Raw genomic sequence first — 1050 nt, 5'->3', positions numbered from 1 at the left:
CTAGAGCGTTTCATATTTTGACGGAAGCGTAGCCTGCGTTTTCGAAGTAGTTCTTGCATTCGGCTGCCTCGATGGTTTCGACGAGGTGGCCGATGTGGCGCCACGTGTCCTCGACGGTGCGTTTCTGAGCTTGTCGCATCCAGTGTTTGATCTTGGCGAAGGCCTGCTCGATCGGATTGAGGTCCGGCGAGTAGGGCGGCAGATACCAAAGCCTGGCGCCGGCAGCTTTGATCGTCTGCCTGATGGCCGCCGACTTATGGCTTCCCAGGTTATCCATGACCACGATGTCGCCGGGCTTCAGCACGGTGATGAGCTGCTGCTCGACATAAGCACGGAAGCATTGGCCGTTGATCGGTCCGTCGAAGACGCAAGGTGCTGCGAGCCGGTCCCAGCGTAGTGCACCGAGGAAGGTCAGCGTGCGCCAGTGGCCGTGTGGAGCCAAGCCGCGCAGCCGTTTGCCTTTCGGCCCCCAACCTCGCAGTGGAGCCATGTTGGTCTTGATCCAGGTCTCATCGATGAAGACCAGGCACTGTGGATCGAGACCGCTTTGCCAAGAGCGCCATCGCTGGCGCCTGCGGGCAATATCGGCACGCGCCTGCTCAAGGGCGAACAGAGTTTTTTTTGAAGCTCAGGCCTTCGCGGCGCAGGAACAGCCACACCGTATTGTGCGAGACCTTGACCCCGCGAGCATCCAGCTCGTCCTTCAGCCGACGCAGCGTCAGTTCAGAGGTCTGATTAAGCCGCTCCATAATGAAGGCCCGATGCGGCTCAAGGACGCGCTTGCGATGTCCGCCCATCTTGCCCGGCGCCACCGAGCCAGTGGCACGGTAACGCTGCGACCACTTCACTACAGAGGAAACCGCAACGCCAAAGCGCGAGGCAACCGCACGGCAGGTCTCCCCGTCGCCAACCGCCGCTACTGCACGCTCACGAAGATCATTTGAAAGCGCTCGCGTCATCAGATGCTGGCCTCCAATCCAGCCAGCATCTTGAATCACAAACATCCGGCTTTGGGAATCCTACGATTCTCTCAAAATAGGAATCGCTCTA

The 1050-nt window shown here is 59.5% G+C and carries 1 protein-coding gene; it reads right to left on the bottom strand.

The features are described from left to right. Positions 1–10: 10 nt before the first annotated feature. A protein-coding gene (locus NKJ37_RS31945; protein WP_031249521.1) for an IS630 family transposase occupies positions 11–959 on the bottom strand; the annotation gives its coding sequence in 2 pieces (ribosomal slippage) (positions 11–622 and positions 624–959; 948 coding nt in all). Positions 960–1050: the final 91 nt, after the last annotated feature.

This window comes from Mesorhizobium sp. M0140, from assembly GCF_040322475.1.
Taxonomy (GTDB): Bacteria; Pseudomonadota; Alphaproteobacteria; order Rhizobiales; family Rhizobiaceae; genus Mesorhizobium.
The sequence above is the reverse complement of the archived record's forward strand: the minus strand, read 5'-3'. Positions and strand labels throughout refer to the sequence as shown.